19 protein-coding genes and 1 pseudogene are annotated in these 26820 nt (G+C 71.7%); 12 read left to right on the plus strand and 8 right to left on the minus strand.

Annotated elements, in window-relative coordinates; translation table 11 throughout:
• Window positions 1–87: 87 nt before the first annotated feature.
• Both MKK88_RS18575 and MKK88_RS18580 read right to left on the minus strand, forming a co-directional pair.
• Window positions 88–1917: an IlvD/Edd family dehydratase gene (locus MKK88_RS18575; RefSeq protein WP_244002280.1), complete on the minus strand. Its 1830-nt coding sequence runs from the start codon at window positions 1915–1917 to the stop codon at window positions 88–90.
• A pseudogene (locus MKK88_RS18580) lies at window positions 1914–3064 on the minus strand (aldose epimerase family protein). The gene MKK88_RS18575 and the pseudogene MKK88_RS18580 overlap by 4 nt, the downstream one beginning before the upstream one ends.
• A gap of 152 nt (window positions 3065–3216) precedes the next feature.
• Between MKK88_RS18580 and MKK88_RS18585 the strand changes: the two are divergent.
• The 3 genes from MKK88_RS18585 (at window position 3217) to mfd (ending at window position 9468) form a co-directional block, all read left to right on the plus strand.
• Window positions 3217–4512, plus strand: coding sequence for a sugar MFS transporter (locus MKK88_RS18585; protein ID WP_244002282.1), 1296 nt, complete (start codon window positions 3217–3219; stop codon window positions 4510–4512).
• A 15-nt stretch (window positions 4513–4527) separates the two neighbouring features.
• A complete protein-coding gene (locus MKK88_RS18590) occupies window positions 4528–5403 on the plus strand; it encodes an SMP-30/gluconolactonase/LRE family protein (protein WP_244002284.1) in 876 nt (291 codons plus the stop codon).
• Between the two features lie 468 nt (window positions 5404–5871).
• Entirely contained in the window at window positions 5872–9468 is a 3597-nt protein-coding gene (gene mfd, locus MKK88_RS18595; RefSeq protein WP_244002285.1) for a transcription-repair coupling factor, read from the plus strand.
• A 112-nt stretch (window positions 9469–9580) separates the two neighbouring features.
• Here the strand turns inward: mfd and dinB are convergent, their stop codons facing one another.
• Window positions 9581–10663: a DNA polymerase IV gene (gene dinB, locus MKK88_RS18600; RefSeq protein WP_244002287.1), complete on the minus strand. Its 1083-nt coding sequence runs from the start codon at window positions 10661–10663 to the stop codon at window positions 9581–9583.
• A 186-nt stretch (window positions 10664–10849) separates the two neighbouring features.
• On the opposite strand from dinB, the gene MKK88_RS18605 reads away from it, so the two are divergent.
• From MKK88_RS18605 to MKK88_RS18615, 3 genes are all read left to right on the plus strand, one after another.
• Window positions 10850–12178 carry an AmpG family muropeptide MFS transporter gene (locus MKK88_RS18605; RefSeq protein WP_244002289.1) on the plus strand — a complete coding sequence of 443 codons (1329 nt, stop codon included), beginning with the start codon at window positions 10850–10852 and terminating at the stop codon, window positions 12176–12178.
• Between the two features lie 176 nt (window positions 12179–12354).
• Complete coding sequence (locus MKK88_RS18610) at window positions 12355–13641, plus strand: DUF2778 domain-containing protein (protein ID WP_244002291.1); 1287 nt, start codon at window positions 12355–12357, stop codon at window positions 13639–13641.
• 222 nt (window positions 13642–13863) lie between these two features.
• A complete protein-coding gene (locus MKK88_RS18615) occupies window positions 13864–14913 on the plus strand; it encodes an HpcH/HpaI aldolase/citrate lyase family protein (RefSeq protein WP_244002293.1) in 1050 nt (349 codons plus the stop codon).
• A 4-nt stretch (window positions 14914–14917) separates the two neighbouring features.
• Here MKK88_RS18615 and MKK88_RS18620 read toward each other — a convergent pair whose 3' ends face one another.
• A complete protein-coding gene (locus tag MKK88_RS18620; protein ID WP_244002295.1) occupies window positions 14918–15901 on the minus strand; it encodes a GlxA family transcriptional regulator in 984 nt (327 codons plus the stop codon).
• A gap of 54 nt (window positions 15902–15955) precedes the next feature.
• Between MKK88_RS18620 and MKK88_RS18625 the strand changes: the two genes are divergently transcribed.
• The 3 genes from MKK88_RS18625 to MKK88_RS18635 all read left to right on the plus strand — a co-directional run bounded on the left by MKK88_RS18625 (window position 15956) and on the right by MKK88_RS18635 (window position 18168).
• Window positions 15956–16705, plus strand: coding sequence for a DJ-1/PfpI family protein (locus MKK88_RS18625; protein WP_244002297.1), 750 nt, complete (start codon window positions 15956–15958; stop codon window positions 16703–16705).
• A 47-nt stretch (window positions 16706–16752) separates the two neighbouring features.
• Window positions 16753–17091, plus strand: a complete 339-nt coding sequence (gene hspQ, locus MKK88_RS18630) for a heat shock protein HspQ (protein ID WP_244002299.1) — start codon at window positions 16753–16755, stop codon at window positions 17089–17091.
• An 84-nt stretch (window positions 17092–17175) separates the two neighbouring features.
• The gene (locus MKK88_RS18635; protein WP_244002301.1) at window positions 17176–18168 is read left to right on the plus strand and encodes a DUF4424 domain-containing protein; all 993 of its coding nucleotides are present in this window, start codon (window positions 17176–17178) and stop codon (window positions 18166–18168) included.
• A 198-nt stretch (window positions 18169–18366) separates the two neighbouring features.
• Here MKK88_RS18635 and MKK88_RS18640 read toward each other — a convergent pair whose 3' ends face one another.
• The gene (locus MKK88_RS18640; protein WP_244002303.1) at window positions 18367–19131 is read right to left on the minus strand and encodes an invasion associated locus B family protein; all 765 of its coding nucleotides are present in this window, start codon (window positions 19129–19131) and stop codon (window positions 18367–18369) included.
• A 425-nt stretch (window positions 19132–19556) separates the two neighbouring features.
• Between MKK88_RS18640 and MKK88_RS18645 the strand changes: the two genes are divergently transcribed.
• Window positions 19557–20846, plus strand: coding sequence for an acyl-CoA synthetase (locus tag MKK88_RS18645; RefSeq protein ID WP_244002304.1), 1290 nt, complete (start codon window positions 19557–19559; stop codon window positions 20844–20846).
• A gap of 161 nt (window positions 20847–21007) precedes the next feature.
• Window positions 21008–21352: a 2-hydroxyacyl-CoA dehydratase family protein gene (locus MKK88_RS18650; RefSeq protein ID WP_244002307.1), complete on the plus strand. Its 345-nt coding sequence runs from the start codon at window positions 21008–21010 to the stop codon at window positions 21350–21352.
• Window positions 21353–21400: 48 nt separating this feature from the next.
• Here the strand turns inward: MKK88_RS18650 and MKK88_RS18655 are convergent, their stop codons facing one another.
• The 3 genes from MKK88_RS18655 to MKK88_RS18665 all read right to left on the minus strand — a co-directional run bounded on the left by MKK88_RS18655 (window position 21401) and on the right by MKK88_RS18665 (window position 24279).
• Window positions 21401–21907 carry a hypothetical protein gene (locus tag MKK88_RS18655; protein WP_244002309.1) on the minus strand — a complete coding sequence of 169 codons (507 nt, stop codon included), beginning with the start codon at window positions 21905–21907 and terminating at the stop codon, window positions 21401–21403.
• Window positions 21894–23108: a UbiH/UbiF family hydroxylase gene (locus tag MKK88_RS18660; RefSeq protein ID WP_244002311.1), complete on the minus strand. Its 1215-nt coding sequence runs from the start codon at window positions 23106–23108 to the stop codon at window positions 21894–21896. The genes MKK88_RS18655 and MKK88_RS18660 overlap by 14 nt, the downstream gene beginning before the upstream one ends.
• A 286-nt stretch (window positions 23109–23394) precedes the next feature.
• Window positions 23395–24279: an alpha/beta fold hydrolase gene (locus MKK88_RS18665; RefSeq protein ID WP_244002313.1), complete on the minus strand. Its 885-nt coding sequence runs from the start codon at window positions 24277–24279 to the stop codon at window positions 23395–23397.
• An 86-nt stretch (window positions 24280–24365) separates the two neighbouring features.
• Between MKK88_RS18665 and recG the strand changes: the two genes are divergently transcribed.
• The gene (gene recG / locus MKK88_RS18670) at window positions 24366–26582 is read left to right on the plus strand and encodes an ATP-dependent DNA helicase RecG (RefSeq protein ID WP_244002315.1); all 2217 of its coding nucleotides are present in this window, start codon (window positions 24366–24368) and stop codon (window positions 26580–26582) included.
• Window positions 26583–26820: the final 238 nt, after the last annotated feature.

Consider the following 26820-nt stretch of genomic DNA (forward strand, 5'->3'; position numbering starts at 1 on the left):
GGGGCGGAGCCCCGATATCGGGTTTCGCCCGAGCCCATCAAGGCTCCGCCCTGAACCCGCGAAAGGTCTCGGACCTTTCGAATCCGGTCAGTGGTTGTCGCGCGGCAGGCCGCTGGTCTGCGCGATGCGCTGGAAGCGTTCGGCGCCCTCCAGGATCGCGCCGGTATGCATCTGCCCCACCGTGGCGCGCTGCATCGCCTGCCAGGGGGTCTGCGAGGCTGGGTAGGCGTAGCCGCCCGCCGCCTCCAGGGCCTTCCGGCGGCGCTCCAGCTCATCCGCGTCCACCAGCATGTCGGCGGTGCCCCGGCGCAGGTCGACCCGCACCCGATCGCCGGTGCGCAGCAGCGCGAGCCCGCCGCCGGCCGCCGCCTCGGGTGAGGCGTTGAGGATCGACGGCGAGGCCGAGGTGCCGGATTGCCGCCCGTCGCCGAGGCAGGGCAGCGCGTGCACGCCGGCTTTGATCAGGTCCGCGGGCGGGCGCATGTTCACCACCTCGGCCGCGCCGGGATAGCCCACCGGCCCGGCCCCCCGCATCACCAGCAGGGTCTCGTCGGTGATCCCGAGGCTCGGGTCGTCGATCCGGTGGTGGTAATCCTCCGGCCCGTCGAACACCACGACCGGGCCCTCGAAGGCGTCCGGATCCTCGGGGTTCGACAGGTAGCGGTTGCGGAATTCGTCGCCGATCACGCTGGTCTTCATCACCGCGGCCTCGAACAGGTTGCCGCGCAGCACGAGGAAGCCGGCCGCCTCCCTCAGGGGCTTGTCGATCGGCCGGATCACGTCCTCGTCCTCGATCGTCGCGCCGCGGCAATTGTCGCCGATCGTGCGGCCGTTGACCGTCAGCGCGTCCTCGCGGATCAGGCCGCGGCTCATGAGCTGGGCCACCACGGCGGGCAGGCTGCCGGCGCGGTAGTAATCCTCGCCGAGATAGGCGCCGGCCGGCTGCAGGTTGACGAGCAGCGGCACGTCGAGCCCGTAGGTCTGCCAATCGGTGATGTCGAGCTCGACGCCCATGTGCCGGGCGATCGCCGCGAGGTGGATCGGCGCGTTGGTCGAGCCGCCGATCGCCGAGTTGACCACGATGGCGTTGAGGAAGGCGTCGCGGGTCAGGATCTCGGAGGGCTTCAGATCCTCCGCCACCATCTCGACGATGCGCTTGCCGGTCCGGTAGGCGACCTCCTGCCGGTCGCGGTAGGGCGCCGGGATCGCCGCCGAGCCCGGCAGCATCATGCCGAGCGCCTCGGCCAGCGTGTTCATCGTGGTCGCCGTGCCCATCGTGTTGCAGAAGCCGGTCGAGGGCGCCGACGAGGTGACGAGCTTGATGAAGCCGTCATGGTCGATCTCGCCCGCCGCCAGCATCTCGCGGGCCTTCCAGACGATCGTGCCCGAGCCCGTGCGCTGGCCCTTGAACCAGCCGTTGAGCATCGGCCCGACCGAGAGGGCGATGGCCGGGATGTTCACGGTTGCGGCCGCCATCAGGCAGGCCGGGGTGGTCTTGTCGCAGCCCGTGGTCAGCACCACCCCGTCGAGCGGGTAGCCGTAGAGCAGCTCCACGAGGCCGAGATAGGCGAGGTTCCGGTCGAGCCCCGCGGTCGGCCGCTTGCCGGTCTCCTGGATCGGGTGGACCGGGAATTCGAGCACGATGCCGCCGGCCTCGCGGATGCCCTCGCGGACCCGCTCCGCCAGGACGAGGTGGTGGCGGTTGCACGGCGACAGGTCGGAGCCCGTCTGGGCGATGCCGATGATCGGCTTGCCCGAGCGCAGCTCCTCCAGGCTGAGGCCGAAATTTAGGTAGCGCTCGAGATAGAGCGCCGTCATGTCGATATTGTCGGGGTTGTCGAACCAGGCGCGGGAGCGCAGCGGGCGGGCGGTCTCGGGACGGGCGGTCTCGGGACGGGCGGTCTTGGGGTCGGTCATTTGTGGGTCCGATGGGCGGGGCTGGTCGAGAAGCGGTAGGTGATCACGTTCCGGTAGGTCTGGCTGGGATCGAGCCGGGCGGAGCCGAAGGCCGGCTGGTTCGGCGTGTCGGGAAGAGCTCCGGCTCCAGGGCGAAGGCGTCCGACTGCCGGTAGGCGAGGCCGGATTTACCCACCGCGGTCGCGTCGAGGAAGTTGCCCGCGTAAAACTGCACCCCCGGCTGGTTGCTGGCAATCTCCAGTATTCGTCCCGATTCCGGGTCCTCGACCAGCGCCACTTGGTGCGGCTCAGCGGTGGGCGCATCGGTCACGACCCAATTGTGGTCGTAGCCGCGGCCGCGGACGATCTGTGCGTCCCGCCCGTCGCGGATGCGCGCGCCGATCGCGGTGGGCGTGCGGAAGTCGAAGGGCGTGCCCGCCACCGGACGGTGTTCCCCGGTCGGGATCAGGGTGGCGTCGACCGGCGTGTAGCGCTCGGCCGGGATGGTCAGGACGTGATCGAGGATCGAGCGGCCGGAGCCCTCGCCCGCGAGGTTGAAGAAGCTGTGGTTGGTCAGGTTGACGATGGTCGGCCGGTCGGTGGTCGCCTCGTAGGTGACCGTCAGCGTGTTGGTGTCATCCAGCCGGTAGGTGGCGGTCGCCGTCAGCGTGCCGGGATAGCCCTCCTCGCCGTCCGGGCTGACGTAGCGCAGGCTCACCGCGGGGGCGGCCCCGCCGGTCACCGCGGTGATCGTCCAGAGCCGCTTGTCGAAGCCGGCGGCGCCGCCGTGCAGGGCGTTCGGTCCGTCGTTGGTGGCCAACCGGTAGGTCCGCCCGTCGAGGCTGAAGCGGGCCGCCCGGATGCGGTTGGCGTAGCGGCCGACGCTCGCGCCGAAATAGTTGGGCTTAGCGAGGTAGTCCGCGAGATCGTTGTAGCCGAGCACGATATCCGCCGGCCTGCCGGCTCGGTCCGGCACGTCGAGGGTCCGCAGGAGCGCCCCCCAGGACAGGATCCGCGCCGTGACGCCGTGGCCGTTGGTCAGCGTCACCTCCTCGACCGTCCGGCCATCGGGCAAGGTGCCGAACACCGTCCGGACCGGCTCGGCCGCCTGAGCCAGGGCCGGGATCAGCGCACCGGCGCAGAGCATCACAGGTCCCACGCCGCGCATCGTGTCCTCCCCGGATGGATCCCCGCCCCGACCATACACCGGCACACGCGGGTGGGCGCGGTTGACCTCCGCGAATGCGGTATATACTCAGACAAATGTAACGGGCAATACGGTGCACCGGTCCGGTGGCCTGCAGGGAGAGGACACGCGGGATGGCAGCACCGATCGCGAGCGTCGGACCGGCGGCGGACCGGACGGACGCGGCCGGCGTGCAGGGGCGGGGGAGCTACCGCCCGGCCCTGTCGCTGCTCGCCAGCCTCTTCTTCATGTGGGGCTTCATCACGGTGATCAACAACACGCTGCTGCCGCACCTGCGCAGCGTGTTCGACCTCGACTACACCCAGACCACGCTGATTGAATCGGTCTGGTTCATCGCGTATTTCGTGGCCTCGATCCCGGCGGCGAAGCTGATCGCGCGGGTCGGCTACCAGCGCGCCCTGGTGATCGGCCTCGGCATCATGGCGGCCGGTACCTTCGGGATGGTGCTGGCCTCCCGGGAGGTCTCCTACGCGATCACCCTGACGGCCCTGTTCGTGATCGCGAGCGGCATCACCCTGCTGCAGGTCGCCGCCAACCCCTACGTGGCGGTGATCGGCCCGGCCGAGAGCGCCTCGGCGCGGCTCAACCTCGTCCAGGCCTTCAACTCCCTGGGGGCCACCCTGGCGCCGCTGTTCGGCGGCACCCTGATCCTCGGCCGCTCCACCTCGGGCAACGCCGCGGCGGGCACCGTCCTGACGCCCGCCGAGCGGCTGGCCGACGCGCAGTCGGTGCAGCTGCCCTACCTGATCGTGGCGGCGGTGCTGATCGGGCTCGCCGTGGTGATCGCCCGGTTCCCGCTGCCGGCCATCGGCGGGGCATCGGCCGCAAGGGCTGCGCCCGCGGGCGGGTCGCTCTGGCGCCACCGCAACCTCGTCTTCGGCGTGCCGGCGATCTTCATCTACCTGATCGCCGAGATCGGGGTGTCGAACCTGTTCATCAGCTTCGTGTCGCAGCCCGAGATCGGCGACCTGACCCATGCCCAGGCCGCGCGCTACCTGTTCCTGCTCTGGGGCGGGATGATGATCGGCCGCTTCGTCGGCAGCTACCTGATGCAGAGACGGCCGGCCGAGGCGGTGCTTGCCGGGGCGGCGATCGGCGCCGGTGCGGTGATGCTGGTGGCGGCCTTCGCCACCGGATCCCTGGCGCTATGGGCGCTGATCTCCGTGGGGCTGTTCCACGCGATCATGTTCCCGACGATCTTCACCCTCGGCATCCGCGGCCTCGGGCCGCTCACCGAGAAGGGCGCGGGGCTGCTGATCATGGCGATCGCGGGCGGCTCCCTGGTGGTGGTGCAGGGCTGGGCGGCGGACCGGTTCGGGCTGCAGCATTCCTTCCTGATCACCGTGGCCTGCGAACTCTACGTGCTGTTCTACGCCGTCTGGGGCTGCCGGGCCCCGCGGGCGGCCTGACCGAAAGGCGAAGCCATGGATGCAGGGATCCGCATCGTCGCCCGTTCCGGAAGCCAGACCGGGCGCGACCGGCTGGGCGAGGGGCCCATCTGGGTCCCGGAGCGGAATACGCTGTTTTGGGTCGACATCGAGGCCCCGGCCCTGAACTGGCTCGACCTCGCCCGCGGCGAGACCGGCCGGCGGCCCTTCCCGGAGCCTTTGGGCTGGATCATCCCGCGCGCCGGCCGGCGGGACTTCATCGTCGGGCTCAAGAGCGGCTTCGCGACCTACGATCTCGAGGCCGACCGGATCGTGCCGATCGGCGACCCGGAGCCGGACTACCCCGACAACCGCCTGAACGACGCCAAGGTCGATTTCGCCGGCCGGATCTGGGCCGGGAGCATGCACCAGGCCGAGACCGCAATCTCGGGCTCCCTGCACCGGCTCGACCCCGACCTGACCTGGCAGCGGATGGACGGTGAATACGGGGTCGCCAACGGCCCGACCTTCAGCCTCGACGGCCGGATCATCTATCACAGCGACAGCGCCGCCCGGACGGTCTACGCCTTCGACCTCGCCGTGGACGGGACGCTCTCGGGCAAGCGGCCGTTCCTGCGCTTCCCGGATGAGTGGGGCTGGCCCGACGGGATGACCACCGATGCGGAGGGCTGCCTCTGGATCGCCCATTGGGGCGGCGGCCGGATCAGCCGCGTCGATCCCGAGGGGCGCCTGATGCGGGCGGTCGCGCTGCCCGCCCCCAACATCACGAGCTGCGCCTTCGCGGGCGCGGGGCTCGACCGCCTGTTCGTCACCTCGGCGGCGCGGGGCGCCGAGCAGGTGCCGGAGGCGGGGGCCCTGTTCGAGGTGGAGGTCGGCATGCGGGGCCTGCCGCCGCAGGCCTTCGGGGGCTGACTGGCCGCTTCCGGTCCGATCGGCTTGGCGCATCGTCATCGCGCGCAGCGATGCGGTCGATGTGTGGACAGCCCCGTTCGAGAGGCGTGCTGCAGCGGGCCGAGACGCCGGATCACGCGGTCCTGGAGCGGTCGCAGGATCGTGTGCCGGCCTCACCCGGATGGGGGATGCGCCGCGTCCCCACGCCGGCTACGGCTTGGCGTACTCCGAGACGAGATCACCTTCAGCCCGCCCGGCCCGGCCGTGGCGGGTTTCTTGTCGGGCGGAAGGCCGCGGCTCTGGAGCGTTCTCCGTGATCGCTCGGCACACAGGGACGGCCACCGTTCCAAGCCGCGCCGGAACCGCCATATAGGAAGCGTTCCGCCACCCGAACGCCGCCGCCGGGATGCTTTATCGCGACGGCCCGTTGGGCTAACGCCACCCGACATCGCCCCTGACGCGCCCGGCGGGATCCCCGCGAAAGACCTGATGGCCAAGCCGCAACCGAAGCCCCCCGCCCCCGCAGCCAAACAGCAGGTCGCGCGCTTCGCGCTGCCGAAATCCTCCGCGCTCGCCCGGGCGATCGACGCGCTCAAGCGCGGCGACAGTCCGGTGCTCGCGAGTGCCCCGGAGGGGTTCGACGCGCTCGCCCTCGCCGACCTCGCCCGCGCCCTGGCGCCGACCGTCGACGCGCCGGCGGTGCTGGTCCACGTGGCGCGCGATTCCGGCCGCTCGGCCTCGTTCCAGGCGGCCCTCGGCTTCGTCGCGCCCGAGATGGACGTGATGAGCCTGCCGGCCTGGGACTGCCAGCCCTACGACCGGGTCTCGCCGACGACCGCCGTCGCCGCCGCCCGGATGACGGCGCTCGCCCGCCTCGCCCGCACCCGCTCGGCCGAGGACCGGCCGCGCATCCTCTGCACCACGGTCAACGCCCTGGTGCAGCGGGTCCCGCCCCGCGCCCACATCGCCCGGGAGGCGTTCTCGGCGGCGATCGGCAATGTCGTGGCGATGGACGACGTGGTCGCCTGGGTCGAGGCCAACGGCTTCCTGCGCACCGGCACCGTGCGCGACACCGGCGAATACGCGGTCCGCGGCGGCATCCTCGACCTGTCGCCCCCGGGCTTGGCGGCGCCGATCCGCCTCGACTTCTTCGGCGACACGCTGGAATCGATCCGCGCCTTTGACCCGGAGACCCAGCGCACCACCGGTCAGCTCCGCTCGCTGGACCTGATGCCGATGAGCGAGGTCCAGCTCACCACGGAAACGATCCGGCGCTTTCGCCAGAACTACATCCAGAGTTTTGGCGCGGCGACCCGGGACGACCGGCTCTACGAGACCGTGAGCGAGGGGCGGCGCTATGCCGGCCTCGAGCATTGGATGCCGCTGTTCTACGACCACCTCGACACGCTGTTCGACTATCTCGGCGGCGTGCCGCTGGTCTTCGACCCGCAGGTGGAGGACGCGGCCGCCGAGCGGATCAGCCTCGTCCAGGATTATTACCAGGCCCGCGAGGGCGCGATGAAGACGCCGCAGCCCGGCGTCGCCCCCTACAAGCCCCTGCCGCCCCGGGCCCTCTACCTGACGCCGAACGAGCTCAAGGAACGGATCACCACCGCCACCGTGGCGCGGCTGACGCCTTTCGCGCAGCCGGAATCTCCTGAGCGCGCGGTAATTGATTGCGGCGCGAAATCGGGAAGAAACTTCGCCCCCGAGCGGGCCGACGAGAACGCCAGCGTGTTCGACGCCGCGGTGGCGCATATCCGCGACCTCCAGGGATCCGGTCATCACGTGATCCTGGGCGCGTGGTCCGACGGCTCCCGCGACCGGCTCTGCGGCGTGCTCACCGATCACGGCCTGAAGAAGCCGGTGGCGATCACCCGGCTCACCGACGTCTACGCGCTCAAGCGCGGCACCGACGCGGCGGTGGCGGTCTGGGGCCTGGAGGCGGGCTTCACGGCGGGGGAGCTCGCCGTCGTTTCCGAGGGCGACATCCTGGGCGACCGGCTGGTCCGCCAGAAGCGCAAGGCCAAGCGGCCCCAGGACGTGATCCTGGAGGTGCAGGCGCTCCAGCCCGGCGACATCGTGGTCCATGCCGACCACGGCATCGGCCGGTTCGTCGGGCTCAAGACGATCCACGCCGCCGGCGCCCCGCACGATTGCCTGGAACTGCAATATACCGGCGGCCTGCTCCTCCTGCCGGTGGAGAACATCGAGCTCCTGACCCGCTACGGCTCGGAGGATGCCGAGGTCGCCCTCGACCGGCTCGGCGGCGGCGCGTGGCAGGCCCGCAAGGCCAAGATGAAGCGCCGCATCCTCGAGATGGCGGGCGAATTGATCAAGGTCGCGGCGCAGCGCTTCGTCCGGAAGGCGCCGTCCCTCAAGGCGCCGGAGGGGCTCTACGGAGAGTTCGCCGCCCGCTTCCCCTTCGAGGAGACCGAGGACCAGGCCAACGCCATCGACGCGGTGCTGGACGACCTCAATGCCGGCCGGCCGATGGACCGGTTGGTCTGCGGCGATGTCGGATTCGGCAAGACCGAGGTGGCGCTGCGCGCCGCCTTCGCGGCGGCGATCTCCGGCAAGCAGGTGGCGGTGATCGTCCCCACGACCCTGCTGGCCCGCCAGCACTTCCGGACCTTCGCGGAGCGTTTCAAGGGCCTGCCGATTCAGGTGGCGCAGCTCTCCCGCTTCGCCTCCGCGGCGGAGATGAAGCAGACCCGGGCGGGGCTCATCGCCGGCACGGTGGACATCGTGGTCGGCACCCACGCGCTGCTCGCCAAGAACATCGCCTTCAAGGATCTCGGCCTCATCATCGTGGACGAGGAGCAGCATTTCGGCGTCGCCCACAAGGAGCGGCTGAAGGCGCTCCAGGCGGATGTCCACGTGCTGACGCTCTCGGCGACGCCGATCCCGCGCACGCTCCAGCTCGCCATGACCGGCGTGCGCGAGCTCTCGATCATCGCGACGCCGCCGGTGGACCGGCTGGTGGTGCGCACCTTCGTGATGCCGTTCGACCCGCTGACCATCCGGGAGGCTTTGCTGCGCGAGCGCTACCGCGGCGGCCAGTCGTTCTACGTGGTGCCCAGGATCGAGGATCTGGCGGAGGTCAAGAAATTCCTCGACGCCGAGATGCCCGAGATCAAGGTCGCGGTGGCCCACGGCCAGATGGCGGCGGGCCAGCTGGAAGACGTGATGACGGCCTTCTACGAGGGCAAGTTCGACGTGCTGCTCTCGACCACGATCGTCGAATCGGGCCTCGACATCCCCACCGCCAACACGCTGATCGTCCACCGGGCCGACATGTTCGGTCTGGCCCAGCTCTACCAGCTGCGCGGCCGGGTCGGCCGGTCGAAGGCGCGCGCCTACGCGCTGTTCACGACGCCGGCGAACCGTCAGCTCACCGCCCAGGCCGAGCAGCGCCTCAAGGTGCTCCAGAGCCTCGACACGCTGGGCGCGGGCTTCCAGCTCGCCTCCCACGACCTCGACATCCGCGGCGCCGGCAACCTTCTGGGCGACGCCCAGTCCGGCCACATCAAGGAGGTCGGCTACGAGCTCTACCAGCAGATGCTGGAGGACGCGGTCACCGCGCTGAAGGCCGGCATCGAGGACGTGCCCGAGGAGGCGTGGTCACCCACCATCGCGCTCGGCGCACCCGTGACGATTCCGGAGGATTACGTCGAGGATCTCGGGGTGCGGCTCGCCCTCTACCGGCGGCTCGCCACCCTCCAGGACGATGCCGAGATGGAGAGTTTCGGCGCCGAGATGATCGACCGGTTCGGGCCGCTGCCGCCGGAGGTGGAGCAGCTCCTCAAGATCGGCACGATCAAGATCCTCTGCCTCAAGGCGAATGTCGAGAAGGTCGAGGCCGGGCCGAAGGGCGTGGTGGTCCATTTCCGCGACCGGTCCTACGCCAACCCGCAGGGGCTCGTGGCCTATGTCGCCGAGCAGGCGTCGTTCGCGAAGGTGCGGCCCGACATGAGCGTCGTGTTCGTGCGCGAGCTGACCACCATCCCGGCCCGGCTCAAGACCGCCACCGAGGTGCTGCGCAGCTTGGTGAAGATCGCCGAGCGGGGGAAGAAGGCGGCGTGAGGGTCGGCGCCTTCTGACGCGGGCTGGGGGCGACAGGGCCGGTGACGCGCCGATCCGCGCCGCCGGCGGTCGGCACAGGGAGGCGGCCGGTCATTTCCGTTTGATCGCCTCTCTAAAGCTCAAACCCGAGTTGCATCGGCCCCTCATCCTCGCCCTGCGCGAAGCCCGACAGCGACACGCCGACCAGCCGCGCGCTGCGCCGTAGCGGGAACAGGCCGGTTAGCAGGTCGAGGCCGATCCGTTCCAGGCTCGCCCGGTCCGGCACGGGGGCGATGAGCGACTTCGCCCGGGTGACCTGGGCGAAATCCGAGAACTTGAGCTTCAGGGTCACGGTCCGGCCGCGCATGCCCTTGGCGGCGGCCCCGGCCCAGACCTTGTCGAACAGGGGCGCGAGCCGCGCCGCCAGGACCTCGAAGGCGGCGGTGTCGTCCGAGAAGGTGGTCTCGGCCCCGATCGACTTGCGCACCCGGTGGGCGCGGACCGGCCGCGCGTCGATGCCGCGGGCGACCGCGTGGTAGTAGCTGCCCGCCGAGCCGAAGGTCTCGCGCAGGCGCTCCGGCGTCCAGGCGCGCAGATCGGCGCCGGTATGGATCCCGAGCCGCTTCATCTTGGCCTCGGTGACCGGACCAACCCCGTGGAACCGGCCGATCGGCAGCTCCGCCACGAAGTCCGGCCCCATCGCGGGGGTGATGACGAACAGGGCGTTCGGCTTCTTGTGGTCCGACGCCACCTTGGCCAGGAACTTGTTGTACGAGACCCCGGCCGAGGCGATGAGCCCGGTACGCTCCAGGATCTCGGCCCGGATCGCCTTGGCCACGGCGGTGGCGGTGGGCAGCCCCAGAAGATTCTCGGTGACGTCGAGATAGGCCTCGTCGAGGGCCACCGGCTCGATGAGGGGCGTATGCCGGGCGAAGATCGCGCGGATCTCCTCCGAGACGCCCCGGTAGACCTCGAAGCGGGGCTTTACGAACAGCAGGTCCGGGCAGAGCCGCCGCGCGGTGGCCGACGGCATGGCCGAGCGGACGCCGAAGGTCCGCGCCTCGTAGCTCGCCGCCGCCACGACCCCGCGCTCCTTCGAGCCGCCCACCGCCAGCGGCCGGCCGCGCAAGGCGGGGTTATCGCGCTGCTCCACGGAGGCGTAGAACGCATCCATGTCGATGTGGATGATTTTTCGGAGCGCGACCTCCGGATCCATCGCTGCCTCGAAGTCCTGGTTCGGGTTCCTGATCTGTTCCGAAAGACCGCGCCGGCGCGGCGGGGTCAAGCCGGGTCGATCGGACCCTCAACAGGGATATCCGGCCCGCCCAGCGGGCGTCGCACGATCGTTGCGTCGCCCGCCCAACTCTGCTCTCTCCCGTCCGGAGGTTCAGGAGACGCGTGGATGGCAAACCCGGCGCAGGTCACCGGCGCGCCCGAGCCGGTGAAGGCAGCGACAGGCGCCTTCCTCACGCCCCTGTTCACCGACCGGCGGGTCGCCGCGGTGCTCGGGCTCGGCTTCGCGCAGGGCATCCCGTTCCTGCTCGTCTACGCGACCCAGTCGGCCTGGCTCGTCCAGGCGAAGGTGCCGCTCGCCACGATCGGGCTGATGAGCGAGCTGACCATCGCCTACAAGCTCAAGTTCCTCTGGGCGCCGTTCCTCGACCGGCACGACGCGCCGCTTCTGGGCCCCTGGCTCGGGCGGCGGCGCGGCTGGATCGTCGCCACGCAGATTCTGGTGGCTCTGGCGCTCGCAGGCGTCGCCTTCGGTGATCCGGCCCATTGGCTCGCCTGGACGGTGGCGTTCTCGCTGGCCCTCGGCGTCGCGGGCGCCACCCAGGACGTGGTGATCGACGGCTGGCGCATCACCGCCGCGCCCCCGGAGCAGCAGGCGCTGATGTCGTCGTGGTCGGAGATCGGCTACCGGGTCGGCAACCTCGCGGCGGGGGCGGGCGCCCTCTACCTGTCCGACGCGTATGGCTGGCGCGCCGCCTACCTGTGCATGGCCGCGCTGATGGCCCCCGGCACGATCGCGGCACTCCTCGCTCCCGAGCCCCCCGCCCCCGAGACGCCGGCGACGGGCGGCTTCGTCGAGACCGTCTGGGCGCCGATCCGCGACCTCCTCACCCGTCTCGGGCCGCTGGCCGTGCCGGTGCTGGCGCTGGTCGCGGGCTTCCGGATGCCCGGCTACGTCTCGAGCGCCATGGCGATCCCGCTGTTCAAGACGCTCGGCTATTCCAACACCGACATCGCCACGGTGACCAAGCTGTTCGGCTTCTGGATCGCGCTTGGCGGCACCTTCCTCGCCAGCGCCATCATCCCGCGGATCGGCATGATGGCGAGCCTGCTCATCGGCACCGTGACGGCCTCGGCCTCGCACCTCGCCCTGGCCTATCTCGCGTGGCACGGCGGCCATGGCGGGGCGGCGTTCTGGACCTTCGCGGCGACCGTCGGCATCGACGGCTTCGCCTATGCCTTCGCGTCGATCGTGCTGATCACCTACATGTCCCGGCTCTCGGCCACCGCCCATGCGGCGAGCCAGTACGCCCTGCTGACCTCGCTCTGCGCCCTGCCGGGCAGCCTGCTCGCCGGGTTCTCGGGCTTCGTGATCGAGTGGACCGGGTTCCCATGGTTCTTCGTCGGCACCGCCCTGATCGGCGTGCCGGTGGCGCTGCTCTGCCTGTTCGTCGCGCATCGGCACGGCCCGATGGAGGCGCCCGAACAGGCGTCCTGAACGCGTATTCGCGACGGCGGGCGCGTCTTCAGCAAGACTTAACCATAAGGCCGCTTAATGGGGCGGACGGTTGATGTCCTTCCCAGATGGGCAACCCAGGCCACGTGCGCGGAAACGGCTTCCGCGGGCGAACGGCGGCGGCTGCCCACGGGGAAGACCGTACGCGAGTTCCCCGAATGGCCCAGGCAGCGTTGTCCCGAACTGCGTACCGCGTGGCGGAGCCCATCCGGACGGCGCCCCAGCGCATCGTCTACGTGGAGACCCCCTACGACCCGGTCGCCCGCACCCGGGCGCCCTACCCCAGCGCCATGCGGCGCGCCCGCCGCCGGGCCCGGCTGACGGGCCTCATCGGCCTGACGGCCGTGACCCTGGCCGGATGGGCGATCCTCAGCCAGCCGCAGGCCCCTGCCCCCGCCGAAGCCCCCGCGCTGCGGCCTGCTTTGGCCAACGCCCCGCACGCCGCGCCGCAGCCGAACATCGCCTGGATGCTCGATCCGAGCCCCGCCCTGGGCTCGGCCGCCGCGACCGATTTCGGCAGCGCGGCGCTGCCGACCGCGTTCCAGGTTGCGGTCTCCGAGCCGTCCCCGGCGGTCCGCGAGATCGCCCGGCAGGTCGCCAAGGCCGAGCAGGTGAAGGCCGAGCGGATCCGGATCGCGCAGGTTGCGAACACGCCGGCCGCGCCCAAGGCGGATCCGGCGCCCACACCCCTGCGGCTCGCCGCCGCCGAGCCGACGCCCGCCGCGCTCGCGCCCGCCCTGGTGCCGCTGCCGGTGGCGCGCCCGGCCGAGTTGCGGCCGCAGCCCGCCGCACCGCGCATCGCCCCGCCCGCCCGGGTCGCGGCCCGCGCCCTGCCCCGCACCCGCGACGTGTTCCGCGCCGCCATGGCGGAGGAGCCGTCCTTCTTCGAGAAGCTGTTCGGCGTCGGTGCCGCCGCGCCCCGCGAGCAGCCCCGTCAGGCCCTGGCCTATGCCAGCCCCGATACCCTGCCGCAGGCGGCCCCCCGCACCCGGATCAGCCCGGAGCCCGATTCCGTCGCCGGCACGGCCGTCTACGACATCACCGCCCGGACGGTGACGCTCCCCTCCGGCGAGGTGCTGGAGGCCCATTCCGGCCTCGGCGAGGCCATGGACAGCCCGCGCTTCGTCCACCTGCGCATGCGCGGCTCGACGCCGCCGGGCACCTACATGCTGACCGAGCGCGAGCGCCTGTTCCACGGGGTGCGCGCCATCCGCCTGACCCCGGTGGGCGGCAGCGGGTCGATCCACGGCCGCGACGGGCTGCTCGCCCACACCTACATGCTGCGCCAGCCGGGCGCCTCGAACGGCTGCGTCTCGTTCCGCGACTACAACCGCTTCCTGCAGGCCTTCCTGCGGGGCGAGGTCCGTCGCCTCGTGGTGGTGGCCGGCGACGGCGGCCTGTTCGGCCGGGTCGGCATGAGCGAGCGCGGCGGCGGCCGAGGCTGATGGGTTCCCAAAGGGACAAGTCCCTTGGGTGGGGTGTCGGGGTGAAACCCCGACGAACGGATCCTTCACCCCCTTGGAGGGGGTGAAGGATCCGTTCCGCAGGGCGCTGCCCTGCACCCGCCAAAGGACATGTCCTTTGGAATCCCGCATTGGGTCCAATTGCAATGCGATCGGGATCGGCTCTAACGAAAGTTGGACGCCAGCCCCCGATAAGAGGCCCCGATGAAACTGCCCCGCCGCTTCTTCCAGCCGCTCGCCACCGGCGCGCCGCCCCCGTTCCGCGAGCTGCCGGTGCGGCTGGAGCGGATGATCCACTTCGTGCCGCCCCACAACGACAAGGTCCGCGCCCGGGTGCCGGAGTTGGCCGGCACGGTCGACGTGGTGCTGGGCAACCTGGAGGATGCGGTCCCCGCCGACCAGAAGGAGGCGGCCCGGAAGGGCTTCGTCGCCATGGCGCAGGCGACCGACTTCGCCGCCACCGGCACCGGCCTCTGGACCCGGATCAACGCCCTCAACTCCCCCTGGATCTTGGACGACCTGTTCACGATCGTGGCCGAGGTCGGGGACAAGCTCGACGTGGTGATGGTGCCCAAGGTCGAGGGCCCGTGGGACATCCACTACATCGACCAGCTGCTCGCCCAGCTCGAGGCGCGCCACGGCGTCACCAAGCCGATCCTGGTCCACGCGATCCTGGAGACCGCCGAGGGCGTGGCCAATGTCGACGCCATCGCGTCGGCCTCGCCGCGGATGCACGGCATGAGCCTCGGGCCGGCGGATCTCGCGGCCTCCCGCGGTATGAAGACCACCCGGGTCGGCGGCGGCCATCCGGATTACCGGGTGCTCAGCGATCCCTCCGGTGACGCCCCCCGGGCCACCGCCCAGCAGGATCTCTGGCACTACACGATCGCCAAGATGGTCGATGCCTGCATGGCCAACGGCATCAAGGCGTTCTACGGCCCGTTCGGCGACTTCTCCGATGGCGATGCCTGCGAGGCGCAGTTCCGCAACGCCTTCCTGATGGGCTGCGCCGGCGCGTGGACGCTGCACCCGAGCCAAGTCACGATCGCCAAGAAGGTCTTCGCGCCGGACCCGGCCGAGGTGGCCTTCGCGGCCCGGATCGTGGCGGCGATGCCGGACGGCACCGGCGCCGTGATGCTCGACGGCAAGATGCAGGACGACGCCACCTGGAAGCAGGCCAAGGTCATCGTGGATCTGGCCAAGCTCGTCGCCGCCAAGGATCCGGAGCTGGCGGCGGTGTATCAGCTGGGGTGACTCCTTACGCCCCGAACCGCGCCCGGTACTCCTGCGGCGTCGCCGCGACATGCCTTAAAAAGCTCCGCCGCATCGTCTCCTCGGAGCCGAAGCCGCAGACCTGAGCGATGCGCTTGACCGGCTGCGCGGTCTCGGCCAGCGCCCGCCGGGCCGCCTCGACTCGCAGGCGCTCCACGGCCTTGGCCGGGGTGAGGCCGGTCGCCGTTTGGTAGTGCCGGCTGAGGCTGCGTTCGCTCATCCCCGCCGCCGCGGCGAGTGCCGGCAGCGAGAGATCCCCCGACAGGTTCTCGGCGATGTGGGCGTGCAGCCGCCCGAACCGCTCTTCCCCCGCCTGCAGGGCCAGCGCCGCGCTGAACTGCGCTTGTCCCCCCGGACGCTTCAGGAACATCACGAGGTGGCGCGCCACCGCCAGGGCGAGGGGGCGACCCAGATCCGCCTCGACCAGCGCCAGCGCCAGATCGATCCCCGCCGTGACCCCCGCCGAGGACCAGACCGGGCCGTCGCGCACGAAGATCGGGTCCGGCTCGACCCGGACGCGGGGATAGCGCGCCGCCAGCGCCGCGCAATGCGTCCAGTGGGTTACGGCCCGCCGCCCGTCGAGGAGCCCGGCCGCGCCCAGCAGGAACGCCCCGGTGCAGACCGAGGCGACCCGGCGCGCCCGTCCGGCCCGCGCCCGCACCCAGGCGACGAGGTCCGCGTCATCGCAGGCTGCCAGCACGCCGGGGCCGCCCGCGATGACCAGCGTGTCCACCGGTGTGTCGTCGCCCGGCAGTGGCTCGGCCACCAGCCGCAGGCCCGCCGAGGCGGTGAGCGTCGGCTCGCCCGCTGCGATCACCCGTGGCGCGTAGGGTTGGCCGAGCCCACCCCGCTCGTTGGCGGTGGCGAAGACCTGGAGCGGCCCCGCCACGTCGAGGAGCTGCACGGCGGGGAAGGCCAGCACCTCCACGGGCCGCGGGGCATCTGGCGAGAAGCGAGGGCTCTTTGTCATTCGCGCCAGAGCGTGGCGCGGTAGGGTCGCCCTGTCCACCCCGGAGGCCCCGGCATGATTCCCCCCGACACCCACCTGCAGATCGGCTCGCTCCTGTTCGAGGGGCTCGACCAGATCGACCTCACCGGCCCGTTCGAGATCCTGGCCCGGATCCCGAACAGCACCTACCGGATCTACGCCGCCGCCCCCGATCCGGTGCGCGACGTGCGCGGCCTGCGGATCCTGCCGGACGCGACCCTCGGCGAGGCGCCCCGGCTCGACGTGCTCCACGTGCCGGGCGGCCAGGGCCAGGAGGCGCTGATGCGCGATCCGGCCGTGCTCGGCTGGATCCGGCAGCAGGCCATGGGCGCCTCCCACGTCCTCTCGGTCTGCACCGGCGCGCTCCTCCTCGGGGCGGCGGGCCTCCTGGTCGGGCGGCGGGCCACGACCTACTGGAACGCGGTTCCCCTGCTGCCCTTCTTCGGCGCCGAGCCGGTGGATGCCCGGGTGGTGATCGACCGCGATGCGGAGAGCCGCACCTGGGTGTTCGCGGCCGGCGTCACCGCGGGGATCGACGGGGCTCTGCGCCTCGCCGCCGCCTTGCGGGGTGACGAGGCCGCGCAGGGGATCCAGCTCGGGATGCAATACGCCCCCGAGCCGCCCTTCGACAGCGGCACCCCCCGGACCGCCCCGGCCGCCCTCGTGGAGGCGATCCGGGCGCGCACCGCCGACCTCACCGCCCGGCGGGAGGCCACCGCGCGGGCGATCGCAGCCGAGCTCGGCATCCGTCCTCCCGGACCCGAGACCGCGAACCGCGGCGGATGACAGGCTCCGTCATCATGCCTATCTGTCCCGTCAGGACGGACTGGACCATGACGGACGTAACCCTGAAAACCGCGAAATTCGCGATCGGCGCCGTGGTGCGCCACCGGATCTACCCCTTTCGGGGGGTCGTGTTCGACGTCGACCCGGTCTTCGACAACACCGAGGAATGGTGGCTGTCGATCCCCGAGGAGGTCCGGCCGCGCAAGGACCAGCCCTTCTACCACCTGCTCGCCGAGAACGCCGAGACCGAGTACGTCGCCTACGTGTCGGAGCAGAATCTCCTGCCCGACACGTCGGGCGAGGCCCTGCGCCATGCCGGCATCGCCGAGATGTTCGTGCGCGACGATGCCGGTGCCTATCGGATGCGCGCCCGGGCGACGAACTGAGCGGGCTCGGCCCCCGTAAGCTCCCGGCAAGAGCGCCGGGGTAGCCTCGCGCGACGGCCGGTGCCGTCGGACGAGTCCGCCGCCATGGTCGCCCCATCCCGAGCCGTTGCTGCCCTGCTCCTCGCCGCCGGCCTGCTCAGCGCCCCGGCGCGGGCCAACGACAGCGCCTCCGAGCTCGATGCCGGCGGGCTGATCCTCGTGCCGGAGCCCGGCATTGCGCTGGCGAGCGAGGATCTGTCGATCAGCCTCGCGCGGATCGACGTGGCCTACGTGTTCCGCAGTCAGGTGAACGAACCGCGCATGGTGCGGATCGCCTTCCCGCTCCCGCCGATCGACGGGCGCGGGCTCAGCTTTTCCGCCCTCAAGCTGCCGCAGCCGGAGCGGGCGAACTTCGTCGGCTTCACCGTCACGGTCGACGGCCGTCCCATCGAGCCGGAGCTGGAGGAGCGCGCCTTCGTGGGCGAGCGCGAGGTGACCGACCTGCTGCGCCGCCACGGCCTGCCGCTCAATCCGCTGCGCTTCGGTGCGCTGGCGGCGGCCCAGGAGCGGATCGACAAGGCCACCTGGGCGGAGCTGGTCAAGGCCGGCCTCTTCCCCGACGCCGAGGGCATGACCGAGGGGCTCTGGCGGAGCGAGGCGAAGTTCCACTGGTTGCAGACCTTCCCGCCGGGGAAGGAGGTCCGGATCGCGCACAGCTACGCCCCGGTGAGCGGGTTCCACTTCCTCGATCTGAAGGAAGCGTCCCGCGACAGCTACCGCGCGACCTACTGCCTGGACGATCCGGGGCTCGCCACGGTCCGGCGTCTGCACGCCAAGGTGCCGAGCGAGAGCGGCCACCTGCGGGCCTTCGTGGTGCCCTACATCGTGACCACGGCGCGCAACTGGGCGTCGCCGATCGGGCGTTTCACCCTGACGGTGGACAAGGGGAATCCGGAGGCGGTCGTCAGCTTCTGCCGCACGGGTATCCGGAAGATCGGGCCGACCACGTTCCGCTGGGAGGCGCAGGATTACGTGCCGGACCAGGATCTACGGGTCCTGTTCGTCCTGCCCGGGCCGGGCCCGATGGGGATCCGGTAGGGCGCCCTGCCACGCCTCTCCCTGCGCAGAGCCCTGGTGAACGTATCAGGGCCAGCGATCTCAGGGCCAGCGATCTCAGGGCTCCGCCCTGAGCACCCGCCAAAGGGCTGAAGCCCTTTGGAAACCCGGGATCCAGGCGTGCGAAGGGCCGGACCTCGCGGCCCGGCCCTCCGGAAAGTCGATGATTCTGCGGCCGGCTTACTTCGCGGCCGGCGTCGCGCCTGCCGCCGGGGCCGCGCCGCCCTGCTGCTCGAGCTTCTTGCGCATGTCCTCGGAGCGCTTCTCGAGCTCCGCCTGGAGCTTCTTCTGCTGCTCCTCCAGCACCTTGGGGTCGATCGCCGGGCCGTCGAAGGCCTTGCCGAAGCCGGCCAGCGGCACCGCGAAGGTGACCTCGCGCTGGGTCTGGTTCTGGACCGAGACGTTCAGCGTCGTGCCCTTCTTCATCGCCGCCACGACACCGGCATCGACGCCCCCGGCCTCGGCGAAGCAGCCGTTCGGGAAGCAGACCGCGAAGCGGCCGGCGGTCGCCGCCTGGCCGTCGACGCTGAAGCGGATGCCCGGCTGCAGCAGCAGGCCGAGCGGCAGCAGGTAGCGCACCACGCGCACCTCCTGCTTCTGGGCGGGGTTCTTCATCTCGTAGACCGCCACCGCCAGCACCGGCTGGCCCTGGTCGGACACGAAGTCGCGGGTCGTGTAGCAGATGTCGGTGCCCGAACCCTGGTCCTTGCCGCAGACCTTGGTCCAGTCGGCCTGGCTCGGCTCGGACTTCACCGTCACGATCTGCGGGCCGGTCTGGGCCGCCGTGTTGGCGGCGGGGGTGCCGGGCGCGGTCGGCGCCGGTGCGGCCGGAGCGGGGGCCGCGGGCTTCTTGGGCTGCGCCAGGGCCGGGGCGGCCACGAGGCCGAGGCCCGCGAGACCGAGGAGGGCGGCGCGCGCGAGCGTCGCGGAGCGGGTGAAGGACATCGGCTCTGACCCCTTAGGAAGCGATACGGTGTGACGGGTTGATGCGGAGTCGACCTGACGGCCGGCCCGCCGGACCGTCCGGACGCGCGCCGCAACGGCGTGCCCCCCGGAGCTCCGGATGAAACGGTCCGGCCATCGGAGGGGACGGGCGCCTGACTGCGCGCATCTCCCGCCCCGGCGACCGGGCGGCCTGCCTTTCCCCTGGAATGAGGCGAAGGCATGACACCGCGGCTTGACTCCGCGACCTGACGGGCAGGTGATCACCCTCCGGGCCGCGGCCGGCCCCCGATAGGCTCCCGCCCGCCTCGCCGCAAGCGCGACGTCGCAAGAGCGCGTGATCGGCGCGCGAGGTCGGCTCGGTGGGGCCAAGGGGGCCGGGCATTGCCCGAGGGTCTTAGCGATCGGTTAACCGTAATCGGCCGACCATGCCGGCGGTTCTGCAGTATCGGTCGGGGGGCGACGGGTTGAACGCGTTCGCGGTGGCGGAGAGGGCGGTCGTGGCCGCACCGGACGCGTCTGCGCGGTCCGGCGGCCTGTCCGGCTGCCTGTTCGCGGTGGCGCGGGCCGCACCGCAGCGCACGGCCCTGCGTGATTCGGGCGACCGGGCCGCGTGGTGCGGGCGCCCCGCGATCACCTGGACCTACGCGGCCGCCGCCGAGATCGTCGGCCGTCTCGCCCGGGGGATCGGCGCGTGGCGGCTCCCGGCCGGCAGCCGGATCGGCCTGTGGTTCTCCGGCGGCGCGGAGGCGGCCCTGGCCCACCTCGCCGTCGAGGCCGCCGGACACCTGCCCTGCGCGATGCCGGCCGCCTGGGATCCCGACCAGCTCGCCGCCGGGATCGAGGCCGCCAACCTCCTGGGCGTGCTCACCGAGGGCCGCCGCGGGCCGCGCAGGCCCGCCGAAGAACTCACCCACGTGGCCATGCGGCAGTTCAGCCTGCGCTATCTCGCCGCCTTCGGCCCCGGCGTGCCCGACGGCGTGATCAGCCTCGACGCGATGGCGCTGGAGCGCGGCGTGGCCGAGCCGGTCGCCAGCCGCGGCCTCGTGACCTTCGCGGGCCGCGATCCCGAGCGGCCGGTCTACCGCAGCGCGGAGGCACTCGACGCCGCCATCGCGGCCCATTGCGACGCCCTGCCGCTCTCCGCGGACGAGCGGGTCCTGACGCTCCTGCCTGCCCATGACCTGCGCGGGCTTGTGACCGGCCTCGGGGCAGCCCTCGCCGTGGGGGCCGGCCTGGAGACGGTGATTCCCTTCGAGGAGGCCGGTTTCCGGACCGCCCTGCTGCGGCCTGTGCCGACCCGGCTCGTCGTCCCCGCCCTGATCGAGCCGGCGCTGGCCGCCCTGCCCCTGCCCTGGACCGTGCGGGCCCTCAACGTGGTGCATCGCGCCCCCGCGACCCTGACCCGGCCCACCGGGGCGGATGGCGGGAAACACCGCCTCGATTCGCTGGTCCTCGGTGAGACGGCGATCGTCACCCGCCCCGGCTTGACCGACCTCGCCGCGACCCTGGCCCATCCCGACCGCGCGCCGCTGCCGCCGGCCCTCCTGGTCCTCGCGCAGGGCGACGACGGTGGCCTCGCCTGCCGCGGGCCGGCCTGCGCGTCGGCGCCCCTGCCCCGCGGCGCGACGCCGGAGACGGACGCCGGGGCATGGCGCGATTCGGGCTACCGGCCGGTCCTGTCCGGTGGCGCCGCGATCGGCGTTGCGGCGATCTGAACGACGGCTTCGCGGCGGTTCATCCGGCGCTCAGACGCCGCGGCTAATCTCGCATCTGCACACGGACCAACGGATCCGAACGGCCCCCTCGCGGGTTCTGCAACGGATTGTGGTCACGGCTACCTTTTCAAGCTGTGCCGGATGGAGTACCGCTCAAGCTCATGGGTGCGCTGCAACAAGTGCTCGTGGTCGACGACGGCGTCCGCGCCGTGGACCGGTCCCTCTCGGGCGAGCTCGCCAGTCTCGGCTACGCAAGCGTGACCGCCTCCATGGAGGCGGCGGACGACGTATTGGCCGTGATCGCGCGGCCGGCCGCCGTGCTGCTCCAGGCCCCGACCCGCCGGGACCCCGCCTATGCCCGCCGCGCCGCCAAGCTCCGTTCGCACCTGCGTGAGCGCGGCATTCCGGTGATCCTGATCGGCGATTCGGTCGAGCCCCGAGCCGGTGGCCCGGTCGACCTCGCCACCCGCCTCGGTGCCTACGTGGCGGCGCAGCCGGAATTCTGATGGGAACCGTGCCCGCGCGCGGCTTCTGAATCCACCGGCGCCGTACGATTACGCTGCGCTGCAGAGCGTGCAGACGATCGCGTCGGTCTCCCTCGACAGGTTGCCATCCTCACCCCGTTCGACAAGACCCGGCTCGGCCAGGGCGAGCACGTCTTCGTGGACCCGTCGATCGTCGCGGCCGAGCGCGTGAGCCAAGGCGCGGATTCCGGTCTCCGGCGCCCGCCGGAGATGGCGTAGGAGTTCGTCGCGTTTCGGCGTCAGAAGGCCCTGATCGTTCCTCCAGGTCTCGACGGCTTCGACACAGTTTGAGAGCGAACGGTCGATTCCGTCGAAGCAGGACGGCACCTCGCCGTTCTGATCGTGTCGGTGGTCGCCCTTGCCGCGTTCATCGTCGAAGCCGTTGCCGAAAGCCACGCGGCGACGGATGGGAAGGTCCGCCTTCGTGAGGCCCGGATAGGCTGCCGCGTTGGTGTCAGGTGACAAAAGAAGAGGCCGCTTTTGATCCTTCCGCAACCCGCCGAAGGCCCGATCGACGTTGGTCTCACCGCGCCCCACGCATCAATTCCGGCGCACCGAGCCGCGGCAGGACACCCTCCCGCATCACCAGCCGCCGCAGGGGCCCGAGCTGGCTCATCGCCAGCAGGCCGAGGCCGCGCAGGGCATCCACCGGCAGCAGGTCGGTGAGCAGGCTGCGGTTGAGGAGATCCACCGCAGCGGTGCGCGCCGCCGTGTCGACGCGCCGGGCGCTGGCATAGCCGTCGAGCACCGGGCGCGCGCCGGGATCCCGCCCGTCCCGGGCCGCGCGGAGCACCGCGTCGCGTAAGGTCGCGGCGTCGCGCAGGCCGAGGTTCAGCCCCTGCGCGCCGATCGGCGGGAAGACGTGGGCCGCCTCCCCGATCAGCGCCAGCCGCTGCGCCACCGGCGTCGCCACCGCCAACCCGCGCATCGGCACGAGGCCGCGCGGGCCGTCGATCCGCATGGCGCCGAGCATCGCCTGGGCCTGCCGCTCCACCGCCTGCCCGAGGGCGGCGTCGTCGTGGGCCGCCAGCCGCCGGGCCGCGCCCTCCCCGGTCACCCACACCAGGCTGGAGCGATGGCCGCCCGGCAGCGGCACCAGGGTGAAGGGGCCGGAGCGGGTGTGGAACTCGGTGGAGACGTCCCGGTGCGGGCGTTCGTGGGCCAGGATCGTGGTGATGGCGCTCTGCGGATAGGTCCAGTCGCGCACGCGCAGGCCGCTCGCGGCGCGCAGCGGCGAGCGCCCGCCGTCGGCGCCGACCACCAGCCGGGCCTCGACCGCCCCGCCCGCCGCGAGGGTGATGCGGGCGGCCGATTCGCCCGCCACGGCCCCGGCACAATCCGCCTCGACCAGGGTCAGGTTCGGCTGGGTCCGGGCGCAGGCGCGCAGGCTCTCGACGAGGCGCGCGCTCTCGACATTCCAGCCGAAGGCATCGAGGCCGATCTCGGCGGCCTGGAAGCGCACGGGCGGCGGCCGGAACAGGCTGCCGGTGTCGTCGATGATCTGCAGGGTGCAGAGGGGGCTCGCCTGCGGCGCCACCGCGTCCCAGGCGCCGAGCGCCCCCAGGAAGCTTACCGATCCGTCGAGCAGCGCGACGGTCCGCCCGTCCGCCACGGGGGTGTGGCGGCCGACGAGGGCCGTGGGGATCCCCTCCCGGGCGATGGCGAGCGCCGCCGCGAGGCCCGCGGCCCCGGCACCGACCACGGCGACGTCGAACACGGTGTTGGTGTCCTCGGACATGATGTCCCGCACGATTGAGGCGTCCCGCCCGGATAGGTCTAACGTCGGGCTTCTCGAGGTCCCGGTTGATGCGCGTCCCCGTCATCGCGAGCGGAGCGAAGCGACCCAGGGCAGCGGGACGTCAGGACGTGTGGTGCCGCCCTGGATTGCTTCGCTCCGCTCGCAAGGACGGCGGGGCCGAATCCATCAACCGGGGACGCTGTTCGCGAGCCCGGCACGCCTCGTATCTGCGCTTTTCAGTCCGCCTGCCAAGACCGGCGCCGCGTGGCCATGGCGCCGCAGCCCGTCACCCCAGGAACGCCGCCAACTCCGAAAAGACCTCGTCCGGCCGTTCCTCCTGAAGGGTGTGGCCGCACTCGAGCGCCCGGCCGGACACGTCGGTCGCCTTCTCGCGCCACGTCTCCAGCACGTCGTAGGTCTGGCCGACCGTGCCCTTCGCGCCCCAGAGTGCGAGCAGCGGCGCCGTGACCCGGGCATCGGCATCGGCGGCATCGTGCTCCAGGTCGATCCCGGCCGCGGCCCGGTAATCCTCGCAGATCGCGTGGCGGCAGGCGGGGTCGGAATAGCAGCGCAGGTACTCGGCGAAGAGTTTTGGCGGCGTCGAGCCGGGGGTCTTGGACTGGCCCTCGACATGGTGGCGCAGGAAATACTCCGGATCGGCGCCGATCAGCGTCTCCGGCAGGGGATGGGGCTGGATGAAGAAGAACCACCAGAAGTAGCGGGTGGCGAAGGCCTTGTCGGTGCGGGCGTACATGGTCGCGGTCGGCGCGATGTCGAACAGGGCGATCCGCTCCACGGCTTGGGCATGGTCCAGGGCGAGGCGGTGGGCGACGCGCCCGCCCCGGTCGTGGCCGACCACGGCGAACCGTTCGTGGCCGAGAGCCCGCATCACCGCCACGGCGTCGGCCGCCATGGCGCGCTTCGAATAGGCGACGTGGCGCTCGCCGCCCGGGGGTTTGTCCGAATCGCCGTAGCCGCGCAGGTCCATGGCGACGACGGTGCGGGTCTCCGCGAGCCGCGGGGCGACGTGGAGCCACGTCGACAGGGTCTGCGGGTGGCCGTGCAGGAGCAGCACCGGCGGCCCGGAGCCGGCCGAGCGGGCGTGGATCGTCACCCCGGGGGCGGTCTCGATCCGGTCTCGCGCGAAGCCCGGCAGGAAGTCGCTGGCCATGGATATCGGTCTCCATCCTGCCGCACTGGCGCGCCGGGATGCACCGGATGATAAGGCGCCTCCGGCACCATGTCCGCCGAACCGCCATGACAGATGCACGCGCGACTCAGGACCCGACCGTGACAGACCCCGACGCCGCCGAGGCGCCGGAGGAGGCGGTCGCGCGCGCCGAAGCGGCCACGCTCCGTCCGAGCCTCCTCGATCCGCTGTTCGCCCCGGCCCGGTCGCTGCCGGGGATCGGCCCGAAGATGGCGCCGATGATCGAGAAGCTCCTCGGCACCCCGGAGCGCGAGGCCCGGGTGGTGGACCTGCTGTTCCACCTCCCGCAAGGGGGCGTGGCGCGCAAGCTCATGGGCTCGGTCGGCGAGGCGCCGACCGGCGAGCCGGTGACCCTCGGCGTCACCGTGGTGGAGCACCGCCCGGCCCAGATCGGGTCCGGCAAGCGCCCGCACCGGGTTGTGGTGGAGGATGCCTCCGGCCACGACATCACGCTCGTGTTCTTCGGCATGCCCCGCCCCCGGGTGGAGAAGATGCTGCCGCTCGGGGCGCACCGCTACATCACCGGCCGGATCGACCTCTGGGACGGCACCCGCCAGATGGTCCACCCGTCCCGGATCGTGGACGAGGCGGGCTTGGCCGAACTGCCCGCCGTCGAGCCGGTCTACGGCGCCACCGAGGGGCTGACCTCCCGGGCGATCAACAAGCTCGCCGTCTCGGCCCTGGATCGTCTGCCGGTCCTGCCGGAATGGCAGGATGCGGCATGGCTGGAGAAGAACCGCCTGCCCGCCTTCGCGGACGCGCTGCGCCTGGAGCACCGCCCCGAGGAGGCGCCGCCGAAGGCCGAGGATCCGCTCCAGCCGCCCCCCGCGACGCCGTCCCGGAAGCGGCTCGCCTATGACGAGCTCCTCGCCTCGCAACTGGCGCTGGCCCTCCTGCGCGCCCGCCAGCGGCGCAAGGCCGGCCGGGTCAATGCCGGCGACGGGACCTTGAGCGCCCGGATCGAAGCCGCCCTCCCCTTCGCGCTGACCGGCGCGCAGGCCCGGGCGGTGGCGGAGATCCGCGCCGACCTCGCGGCGCCGCGCCGGATGCTGCGCCTGCTCCAGGGCGATGTCGGCTCGGGCAAGACCGCGGTGGCCTTGCTCGCCATGGCGTCGGCGGTGGAGGCCGGGCGTCAGGCGGCCCTGATGGCGCCGACCGAGATCCTGGCCCGGCAGCATTTCGAGCGGCTGAAGCCGCTCGTCGGAACTTTACGCCTGCGCCTGATGACCGGCCGGGACCGGGCCGCGGAGCGCAAGAGCACGCTCGCCGACCTCGCGGCGGGCGAGATCGACATCCTGGTCGGCACCCACGCCCTGTTCCAGGAGGCGGTGACGTTCCGCGATCTCGGCCTCGCGGTGGTGGACGAGCAGCACCGGTTCGGCGTGCACCAGCGGCTGGCGCTCGGGGCCAAGGGCGAGGCGGTCGACTTCCTAGTCATGACTGCGACGCCGATCCCCCGCACCCTGGCGCTGACCTTCTTCGGCGACATGGATGTCTCGATCCTTGACGAGAAGCCCGCGGGCCGGCAGCCGATCCGGACGATCTCGCTGCCGACCGAACGGATCGACGAGGTGGTGGCCGGGCTGGCGCGGGCGATCGCCGGGGGCGAGCGGGTCTACTGGATCTGCCCTTTGGTCGAGGAATCCGAGTTCATCGACCTCGCGGCCGCCGCCGAGCGGTTCGACGACCTGAAACAGCATTTTGGCGCGGCGGTCGGGCTGATCCACGGCAAGATGCCGGGGCCTGAGAAGGACGCCGCCATGGCGCGCTTCGCCGCCGGTGAGACCAAGCTCCTCGTCTCGACAACCGTGGTGGAGGTCGGGGTCGACGTGCCCGAGGCCACCATCATGGTGATCGAGCACGCGGAGCGGTTCGGGCTGGCACAATTGCACCAGCTCCGGGGCCGGGTCGGGCGCGGCTCCAAGGCTTCGTCCTGCCTGCTGCTCTACCGGGGGCCCCTCGGGCAGGTGTCGCGGGCGCGGCTGGAGATGATGCGGGCGAGCGAGGACGGGTTCCGCATCGCCGAGGCCGATCTGAAGCTGCGCGGCGAGGGCGAGGTGCTGGGCACGCGGCAGTCCGGGCTGGCGGCGTTCCGGCTCGCCCGGCTGGAGAGCGATGGCGCCCTGCTGGAGGCCGCCCGGGACGACGCCCGGATGATCGTCGAGCGCGACCCCGGCCTGAAGAGCCCCCGCGGGCAGGCTCTGCGGGTGCTGCTCTACCTGTTCGAGCGGGAGGCGGCGATCCGGCTGATCGGCGCTGGCTGAACGAATCCGTTCAGGAAAGCCCCGCGTTCCGGAACGGAGCGGCACCGAAGGTGCAGATCCGCACTTTGATGCGGCAATGTCACATCTGCTTCGGAAGATCGTGACTTATCAAGTCCTTAGACGCGCGGCACGAAAGCTTGACCCGGCGCGGCATAGCCTGCGGTCAGCCCTGGACAAGGGCCGTGACCTTGCATCAGCCACAATCGTCCCTTAACTGTAGATGAACGAATGGCCCGGT

Source organism: Methylobacterium sp. E-005, assembly GCF_022829725.1.
Classification (GTDB): Bacteria; Pseudomonadota; Alphaproteobacteria; order Rhizobiales; family Beijerinckiaceae; genus Methylobacterium.

Bases quoted from the DNA above. Each gene is read 5' to 3' on its own strand.
- MKK88_RS18645 (WP_244002304.1), top strand. From the start codon at position 19,557: ATGCCGGCGGTTCTGCAGTATCGGTCGGGGGGCGACGGGTTGAACGCG.
- hspQ (WP_244002299.1), top strand. From the start codon at position 16,753: ATGACGGACGTAACCCTGAAAACCGCGAAATTCGCGATCGGCGCCGTG.
- MKK88_RS18635 (WP_244002301.1), top strand. From the start codon at position 17,176: ATGGTCGCCCCATCCCGAGCCGTTGCTGCCCTGCTCCTCGCCGCCGGC.
- MKK88_RS18610 (WP_244002291.1), top strand. From the start codon at position 12,355: ATGGCCCAGGCAGCGTTGTCCCGAACTGCGTACCGCGTGGCGGAGCCC.
- recG (WP_244002315.1), top strand. From the start codon at position 24,366: ATGACAGATGCACGCGCGACTCAGGACCCGACCGTGACAGACCCCGAC.
- mfd (WP_244002285.1), top strand. From the start codon at position 5,872: ATGGCCAAGCCGCAACCGAAGCCCCCCGCCCCCGCAGCCAAACAGCAG.
- MKK88_RS18575 (WP_244002280.1), bottom strand. From the start codon at position 1,917: ATGACCGACCCCAAGACCGCCCGTCCCGAGACCGCCCGTCCCGAGACC.
- MKK88_RS18605 (WP_244002289.1), top strand. From the start codon at position 10,850: ATGGCAAACCCGGCGCAGGTCACCGGCGCGCCCGAGCCGGTGAAGGCA.
- MKK88_RS18625 (WP_244002297.1), top strand. From the start codon at position 15,956: ATGATTCCCCCCGACACCCACCTGCAGATCGGCTCGCTCCTGTTCGAG.
- MKK88_RS18665 (WP_244002313.1), bottom strand. From the start codon at position 24,279: ATGGCCAGCGACTTCCTGCCGGGCTTCGCGCGAGACCGGATCGAGACC.
- dinB (WP_244002287.1), bottom strand. From the start codon at position 10,663: ATGGATCCGGAGGTCGCGCTCCGAAAAATCATCCACATCGACATGGAT.
- MKK88_RS18615 (WP_244002293.1), top strand. From the start codon at position 13,864: ATGAAACTGCCCCGCCGCTTCTTCCAGCCGCTCGCCACCGGCGCGCCG.
- MKK88_RS18660 (WP_244002311.1), bottom strand. From the start codon at position 23,108: ATGTCCGAGGACACCAACACCGTGTTCGACGTCGCCGTGGTCGGTGCC.
- MKK88_RS18640 (WP_244002303.1), bottom strand. From the start codon at position 19,131: ATGTCCTTCACCCGCTCCGCGACGCTCGCGCGCGCCGCCCTCCTCGGT.
- MKK88_RS18585 (WP_244002282.1), top strand. From the start codon at position 3,217: ATGGCAGCACCGATCGCGAGCGTCGGACCGGCGGCGGACCGGACGGAC.
- MKK88_RS18590 (WP_244002284.1), top strand. From the start codon at position 4,528: ATGGATGCAGGGATCCGCATCGTCGCCCGTTCCGGAAGCCAGACCGGG.
- MKK88_RS18650 (WP_244002307.1), top strand. From the start codon at position 21,008: ATGGGTGCGCTGCAACAAGTGCTCGTGGTCGACGACGGCGTCCGCGCC.
- MKK88_RS18620 (WP_244002295.1), bottom strand. From the start codon at position 15,901: ATGACAAAGAGCCCTCGCTTCTCGCCAGATGCCCCGCGGCCCGTGGAG.